Origin of the sequence: Kineococcus haloalkalitolerans (assembly GCF_050871905.1) — a bacterium.
Taxonomy (GTDB): domain Bacteria; phylum Actinomycetota; class Actinomycetes; order Actinomycetales; family Kineococcaceae; genus Kineococcus.
On the sequence record NZ_JBJLSH010000048.1, the window covers coordinates 20,564 to 27,232 of the forward strand.

Here is a 6,669-nt window from a genome sequence, read left to right on the forward strand (position 1 = left end):
GTCGCGGCGATCCCCTCAGCGTCCGGTGAGCCGCCGCCACCGGCCCCGCAGGCTGCGGCTGCGCCGGTGCGCCAGTTCCGCCGCCCGGTCCTCGGCCTCCAGCGCGTCGAGGGCGTCGGCGGCGCGACCGGGGTGGGCGAGGTCGGCGACGCTGACGAGGTCGAAGGTGTCGCCGAACCCGTACGTCTCCGGTTCGAGCACCGGTAGTTCCACGAGCAGGCGCTGCAGCGGGACGCCGTCGACGACGAGGTCCAGGTGCGTCGGCGGTTGCCGCAGCCGCGCGACGTGCTCCCCCTCGCGCTGGTGGCTCATCTCCGTGCCGGGCGGCCGGGCCGCCTCCCGCAGGGTCAGGACGTCGAACCCCGCCGCGGTGCCGCTCACGTCCCCTCGCCGGCCTCGTCCGCGACCCGCTGCAGCCGCGCCCGGTGCGCGGCCCACCAGGCGGCGTCGCCGTCGGGCAGGTTCGACCCGGACGGGCGCAGTCCCGCCGCGCCGTCGACGAGCTCGCGCACGACGTCGGCGTGCCCGGCGTGGCGGTGGGTCTCCGCGACCACGTGCACCAGGACGCGGCGCAGGGTCACCGACCGGCTCTCCGGCCGCCACCACGGCACCGTCCCGGGGGCGTCCAGCGGCAGCGCCGCGATCGTCGCGTCGCTGTGCTCCTGCACCCGCCGGTACAGGTCGACGACGCCGGCCCGCGACTCCTCCGCGCTCGCCCACATGTCCGCGTTCGGCTCGGCGTCGTCCTCGGTCCACGGCAGCGGTTCGGGGAACGGGCGCGCGAAGACCTCTCCGAAGTAGCCCGCCTCCACCCCTGCCAGGTGCTTCACCAGACCCAGCAGGTTCGTCCCGGTGGGCGTCAGCGGGCGCCGCGCGTCGCGCTCGCCGACGCCGTCCAGCTTCCACAGGAGCGCCTCGCGCCCCTCGCGCAGGTAGCGGTGCAGCTCGTCCTTCGCGTCGTCGGCCACCGGTCCAGCGTGGCACCCGGGGCACGGTCCGGCTGTCAGCCCGCGCGCGTCCTCGCCCTCACGCCGGAGCGCCCGGCCCCCGCAGGCCGTCGAGCAGGACCCGCACGTGCCGCTCGACGCGCGCGTCGTCGTCGGCGACCGGCGCGAGCCCCGCGGCCAGGCCCAGCACCAGCAGCCGGACGTCGTCGGCGTCGACGTCGTCGCGCACGGCGCCTGCCGCGCGGGCCCGGTGCAGCAGCTGCCCGACCGCCTCGTCCAGCTGCACCGCCGCCCGCGTGGGCGGCGCGCAGCCGGGGCCGGCGCCGGTGACGGCCGCGCGCACGGCCGGGTCGTGCAGGACCCCGCGCACCACGGCGGTGACCACGCGGGCGAACCCCTGCACCGCGTCGTCCTCCTCCGCGGCGGCGCCCACCTGCAGGGCGAGCTCGCACGTGGCGTCCTCGCCGAGGGCGGCCAGCAGCGCCTGCTGGGTGGGGAAGTGGCGGTAGACGGTGCCGGTGCCGACGCCGGCCAGCCGCGCCAGGTCCTTCATCGGGGGCAGCGGTGCCCCGCGGCGCACCTGCTCGCGCGCCACGGCGAGCACGTGCTCGCGGTTGCGGGCGGCGTCGGCGCGCAGCGGTGCGGCACCGGGGGCGTCGGACGTGCTCACGCGTCGAGGGTAGGCGAGGCGCGCCCTTGCGGAACACGTTCCGGTTCTGCGACGCTGTCGAAGCGGAACCCGTTCCACATCACTCAGGAGGCCCGCCGTGCCCGTCCCCGCCGTCCCCTTCCGCGCCCAGGACGTCCCCGACCAGAGCGGTCGCACCGTCGTCGTCACCGGCGCCTCCAGCGGCCTGGGCGAACTCCTCGCCGGCACCCTCGCCGCCGCCGGCGCCCACGTCGTCATGGCCGTGCGCTCCCTCGACAAGGGCGCCGCCGTCCGCGACGCGCTGGCCCGCACCGCCCCCCGCGAGAACCTCGAACTGGCCGAGCTGGACGTCGCCGACCTCGACAGCGTGCGGCGCTTCGCCGCCGGCCTGCGCGACCGGGGGCTGGACGTCCTCGTCAACAACGCGGGCACCGGCGGCGTCGAGCGCCGCACCAGCCCGCAGGGGCACGAGCTCGAGCTCGCCACCAACCACCTCGGCCCGGCGCTGCTCGCCCGGCTGCTGCACGAGCAGCTCGCCGGGTCCCCCGACCCGCGGATCGTCACGACGGGCACGAACCTCTACCGCAGCTTCCCGGTCCGCCTGGGCCCCGAGGACCTCGACGGCCGCCGCCGGTGGTACCGCGGCGGCACCTACGCGCGCACCAAGACCCTGCACATGACGTGGGTCGTGGAGCACCAGCGGCGCCTGAGCGACGCCGGTTCCCCGGTGCGCTCGATCGCCGCGCACCCCGGGATGGTGCGGACCCCCATGAACACCGGGCTGACCTCCCGCCGCGACCGCGCGGTCGCGGCGGTGCTCGGCAGGGTGTGGGGCGCGCGGGAACCCGAGCAGGGCGCACGCCCCCTGCTGTTCGCGGCCACCTCCCCGGACGTCCGCCCCGACCTGTTCGCCGGACCCGTCGGCGCGCGGGACGACGCGCTCGTCGGGTTCGAGGAGTTCCGGGCGCCGGTGACCGACCGCGCGCTGGCCGACCTGGTGTGGGAGCGCACTGAGGAGCTGACCGCCGCGCGCAGCGCCACCCGTCGTTGACGCCGCGGCCCCGGGTCAGCGCCCGCCGAGCGCCCGCGCCGAGGCCCGCCACAGCGCCTCGACCGGCCCTTGACCGCCCCGCCGCGCCCACAGGTGCGCGGCGAGCACGACGGCCGCGGCCACCACCGCGTACAACCCGAGCGTGCCGGGGACCCGCACGTCCGGGCCGAGGCGCGCCGCCAGCCCGAGGCCCCAGCCGTGGCAGAGCGCGGACGCCAGCACGTTCTGCAGCACGTAGCAGCTGAGCGCCGTCCGGCCGACCTCGGCGAGCCGGCGGCCCGCGAACCCCAGCCGCGACCGTCGGCGCACCACCTCCGCGACGAGCGCCAGCAACCCCAGCGCGACGAGCGGGGCGGTGCCGTAGCGGGCCAGCACCAGGCCCGCCGTCCCGCCGAGCAGCCCGAGCGCCAGGTCCGCGACCAGGGCCACGGCGCCGATCGCGAGCAGGCGCCGGCGCAGGCGGGTCCCGCGCTCCTCGAGCACGCCGGCGCGCACGAGGCGGGCCCCGAGGAGGAACGCCGCGACCGACAGCGCCTGCACGAACACCGGCTCGGCGCGGAACAGCACGAGGTTCTCCAGGCGGAACAGCGCCAGGTCCCCGAACGACCCGTCGGCGTAGGGGTTGGGGTCCAGGCGCGCCGGTCCGCCGTCCGCGCCGGGCGCGGCGAGCAGGGCCGTCGTCACCAGCGCCAGGAGCGCGCCGTGCACGACGGCCGCGCCGACCAGCCACCGGCGCTGCGCGCGCTCGCTGGTGGCGAGCACGGCCGCGACGACCACGGCCGTGACGGCGTAGCCCGTCAGGACGTCGAACTCGGCGACGAGGACGAAGTGCAGGAGCCCGTCCAGGAACAGCAGGAGCGCGCGCACCCAGTACCGACCCGGCCACGGCCGCCCGGCGCGCAGGGCCGAGCGGCGCTGCAGCTCCAGCCCGACGCCGAACATCAGCGTCAGCAGTCCGAGGAACTTGCCCTGCGCGAGCTGCTGGGCCAGCAGTTCGACGGCCCGCCACGCCGGTGGCGTCCGCTCGGCCAGGGTTCCGCCGGTGAGGTAGCCGACGAGGCCCTGCGGGTCGGTGAAGATCCAGATGTTCGTGGCGAGGGTCCCGAGGATCGCCAGGCCCCGGGCGACGTCGAGGGCCGCCACCCGGGTCCTGGGGCCGGCCGTCGTGGCTCGCGTCGTCGTCACGCGGACCAGTGGACCATACGATCGTATGGTTCGGGAGCCCTTCAGCCCGGTGCGACGATGCGGGCGTGCCCGCACCCTCCGAGGACCTGCTCGACGTCGTCGTCGCGCTGCTGGCCGAGCAGGGTTTCGAGGGCCTGAGCATCCGGCGCGTCGCCGCCCGCGCCGGCGTCTCGATCGGCGCCGTGCAGCACCACTTCCCGACCAAGGACGCGCTGCTCGCCGCCGCCATGCGGCGCGTCGACGAGCAGGTCAGCGCGCAGCTCGCCCAGCGCGCGCAGCAGGCGCCGACACCCGGCGAGGCGCTGCGCGCCGTGGCCGCCGGGCTGGTGCCCGCGGGTCCGGAGGAGCGCCCGGCCGCCGTCGTCTGGCTCGCGCACGTGGCCCGCGCCGCGGTGCACGAACCCACGGCGCTCGCCTACCGCACGGCCTGGCAGCGCGTCGAGGACGCGCTGGCGCGCCTGCTCGCCGCGGCCCGGCCCGACCTGCCGCCGCAGCGGGTGGGGGACGAGGCCGCCGCGCTCCTCGCGCTGCTCGACGGGCTCGCCACCGCCCGGGTCGCCGAACCCGGCCGGGTCAGCGCCGAGCGCGCCCACCGGCTGGTGCGCCGGCACCTGGACGAGCTGCTGTCGCCCGGGGGCTGACCGGCCGCGGTCACCCCTCGGAGGTCAGCACCTCGCCCAGGGCTCGCAGACCCTGAGCGACGATGCCGGGGTTGGTGTCCCAGTAGTACGGCAGCGCCACGACGGCCTGGGCGACGACCCAGCCGCGGCCCCGAAGCCACTGCGCGTCGTCGACGGCCAGCGCGTCGCGCAGGCGCGCGCGGTGCGCGGCACCGAGGAGGTTCCACGCGCCCTGCAGGTCGCAGGCCGGGTCGCCCACCGCGAGCGCGCCCCAGTCGATGACCGCCGACAGGCGCCCGCCGCGGACGAGCAGGTTGCCCGGCAGCGGGTCCCCGTGCACCCACACCTCCGGCCCGCCCCAGCCCGGGGCCTCGAGCGCCTCCTCCCACACGCGCAGCACGGCGCGGGCGTCGACGCGGTCCCCCAGCTCGGTCACCGCGGCGCGCACCTGTCCGTCCCGCTCGGCCAGCGGCCCGCCGCGCGCCCCGGCCCGGCGAGCCGGCGCACCCGTGGTCGGCGCGTCGTGCAGCGCGCCCAGGAACTCCGCCAGGTCCGACGCCAGCGCCGCGGTGTCGTCCGTCGCCGGTGAGGCGGGGCGCCCCGGCAACCACCGGCACACCGACCACGCGAACGGGTAGCCGCACCCCGGTCGCCCCGCCGCCAGGTGCTCCGGCAGCGCCACGGGCAGGTGCGGCGCCAGGCGCGGCAGCCAGGTCGCCTCCAGGGCGGCCTGACCGGCGGAGAAGGCCACCTTGGGCAGGCGCACGGCGAGGTCGGCTCCCAGGCGGTACACGTCGTGGTCGGTGCCGAAGGAGTCCACCTCCCGCGCCGGCAGGTGCGCCCACCGCGGGTGCTGCTCGGCCAGCAGGCGGCGCACGAGGTCGACGTCGGTGGGGACCTGGTCCGGGTGCAACCTCGGTGCGGGCACCGGCGCAGCGTCGCCGGGACACCAGTTCCGGAGCAACGCGGTTTCCCGCGGTGCACCGCGGACGTGCTTGCGGCGGCGACCGCCCCCGCGGGGGGCGTGCCTCGGGCGCCGAGGTCCTCAGCCCTCGAACTGGACGACCCGACGCACCTGGACCGTGCCGTACGCAGCGGTCGGGATCCTGGCCGCGATCCGCAGCGCCTCGTCCGGGCCGGGGACGTCGACGACGTGGAGACCGGCGACGGTGCTGCCGGCGCGAGGGGCTGCGGTCACCCCGACCTGACCGTCGCGGACGGTGACGTCCTGGGCCTCGTCGACGGGGTGGAACCCGGACTCGTGGACGACGACGCCGGTCCTCGTGAGCTCGGCGTCGAGCTCCAGCCACCGCTCGACCTCTGCGTCCGCCGGGCCGGTGGTGCTGGGGTCGTAGGAGTGGATGAGCGCGAACTGCACGGGTCTCCTCCCTCGGGACGATCGTCGGCGGTGACTGCTCGTGCACGACGACGGTCGTCCACCGCGTCCGGCCCGCACCACCCTTTCGGCCCAGGTCGAAACTCAGCGGTTGGCGGTGACCAGGGCGTCCCCGAGCGCGGTGCGGGCGTGCAGGACCGGTGCCCCCGACCGCCGTGACTGCACCAGGCCCCCGGCGCGCAGGGTGCTCAGGTGGTGCGAGGCCGTGGACACCGCCAGGCCCGCGCGCGCCGCGGACTCCGAGGTCGACCGCGGCCGGTCCGGGGTCCGCCGCCCGCAACCGGCGCAGCTCCTCGGCCGGGGTGAGGTCCCAGGAGGGCGTCGACGTGAGCACGTCGGGCACGTGACCGGCGTCACCGACGACCAGCCGCAGCAGCTCGAACTCCCGGGCCGGCACGTCGGGGCGCACCAGCTTCAGCCACCCTCCGGTGCAGGGGGTGGTGCTGCGGCGCGGCCAGCACCCTCACCGCGTGGACCAGTTCGTGGCCGGGTGAGATGCCGAAGCGGACGGCGGAGACGTCGTCCGGGGTCAGCCGGAACTCCACGAACCTTCGAGCCACGTCGAGAGGTTGTGCGGGCCGCGGTCCCCGGGAGGAGCGTCGCTCGACGTGACGCGCACCACCGGTCCTGACGAGATCCGCCTCCCCGGCTCCCGCACCCTGCGGTTCGAGGGGCGGGACCACGCCTCCGGCACCTCCTCCTGCCTGGCCACCGTCGACCCGGGCGGGCGGCCCCCCCCCCCCCCCCCCCGCCAAACCCCCAACTCCCCCGCGCCCCCCGGGGGCCGCCCCCCGAGGCGGGGGGGGGGGCGGGGCCGGTGG

9 protein-coding genes are annotated in these 6,669 nt (G+C 77.4%); 2 read left to right on the forward strand and 7 right to left on the reverse strand.

Annotated features, from left to right (window positions below; translation table 11 throughout):
- Positions 1-15: 15 nt before the first annotated feature.
- From ACRYMY_RS16580 to ACRYMY_RS16590, 3 genes are read right to left on the reverse strand one after another with little or no spacing between them, the layout of a single operon-like run.
- Positions 16-381: a hypothetical protein gene (locus tag ACRYMY_RS16580; protein WP_432548332.1), complete on the reverse strand. Its 366-nt coding sequence runs from the start codon at positions 379-381 to the stop codon at positions 16-18.
- Positions 378-968: a DinB family protein gene (locus ACRYMY_RS16585; protein WP_432548333.1), complete on the reverse strand. Its 591-nt coding sequence runs from the start codon at positions 966-968 to the stop codon at positions 378-380. Before ACRYMY_RS16585 ends, ACRYMY_RS16580 begins: the two co-directional genes overlap by 4 nt.
- A gap of 58 nt (positions 969-1,026) precedes the next feature.
- Entirely contained in the window at positions 1,027-1,617 is a 591-nt protein-coding gene (locus ACRYMY_RS16590) for a TetR/AcrR family transcriptional regulator (RefSeq protein ID WP_432548334.1), read from the reverse strand.
- Between the two features lie 97 nt (positions 1,618-1,714).
- On the opposite strand from ACRYMY_RS16590, the gene ACRYMY_RS16595 reads away from it, so the two are divergent.
- Positions 1,715-2,647 (forward strand): SDR family NAD(P)-dependent oxidoreductase, encoded by a 933-nt coding sequence (locus ACRYMY_RS16595; RefSeq protein WP_432548335.1) that lies wholly within the window; start codon positions 1,715-1,717, stop codon positions 2,645-2,647.
- Between the two features lie 15 nt (positions 2,648-2,662).
- Here the strand turns inward: ACRYMY_RS16595 and ACRYMY_RS16600 are convergent, their stop codons facing one another.
- Entirely contained in the window at positions 2,663-3,832 is a 1,170-nt protein-coding gene (locus ACRYMY_RS16600) for a DUF418 domain-containing protein (RefSeq protein ID WP_432548336.1), read from the reverse strand.
- A gap of 65 nt (positions 3,833-3,897) precedes the next feature.
- Between ACRYMY_RS16600 and ACRYMY_RS16605 the strand changes: the two genes are divergently transcribed.
- A complete protein-coding gene (locus ACRYMY_RS16605; protein WP_432548337.1) occupies positions 3,898-4,473 on the forward strand; it encodes a TetR/AcrR family transcriptional regulator in 576 nt (191 codons plus the stop codon).
- 10 nt (positions 4,474-4,483) lie between these two features.
- On the opposite strand, the gene ACRYMY_RS16610 is transcribed toward ACRYMY_RS16605, so the two are convergent.
- The 3 genes from ACRYMY_RS16610 to ACRYMY_RS16620 all read right to left on the reverse strand — a co-directional run bounded on the left by ACRYMY_RS16610 (position 4,484) and on the right by ACRYMY_RS16620 (position 6,205).
- Positions 4,484-5,380, reverse strand: coding sequence for an aminoglycoside phosphotransferase family protein (locus tag ACRYMY_RS16610; protein ID WP_432548338.1), 897 nt, complete (start codon positions 5,378-5,380; stop codon positions 4,484-4,486).
- Positions 5,381-5,497: 117 nt separating this feature from the next.
- The gene (locus tag ACRYMY_RS16615; RefSeq protein ID WP_432548339.1) at positions 5,498-5,830 is read right to left on the reverse strand and encodes a YciI family protein; all 333 of its coding nucleotides are present in this window, start codon (positions 5,828-5,830) and stop codon (positions 5,498-5,500) included.
- A 102-nt stretch (positions 5,831-5,932) separates the two neighbouring features.
- Entirely contained in the window at positions 5,933-6,205 is a 273-nt protein-coding gene (locus ACRYMY_RS16620; RefSeq protein ID WP_432548340.1) for an ArsR/SmtB family transcription factor, read from the reverse strand.
- Positions 6,206-6,669: the final 464 nt, after the last annotated feature.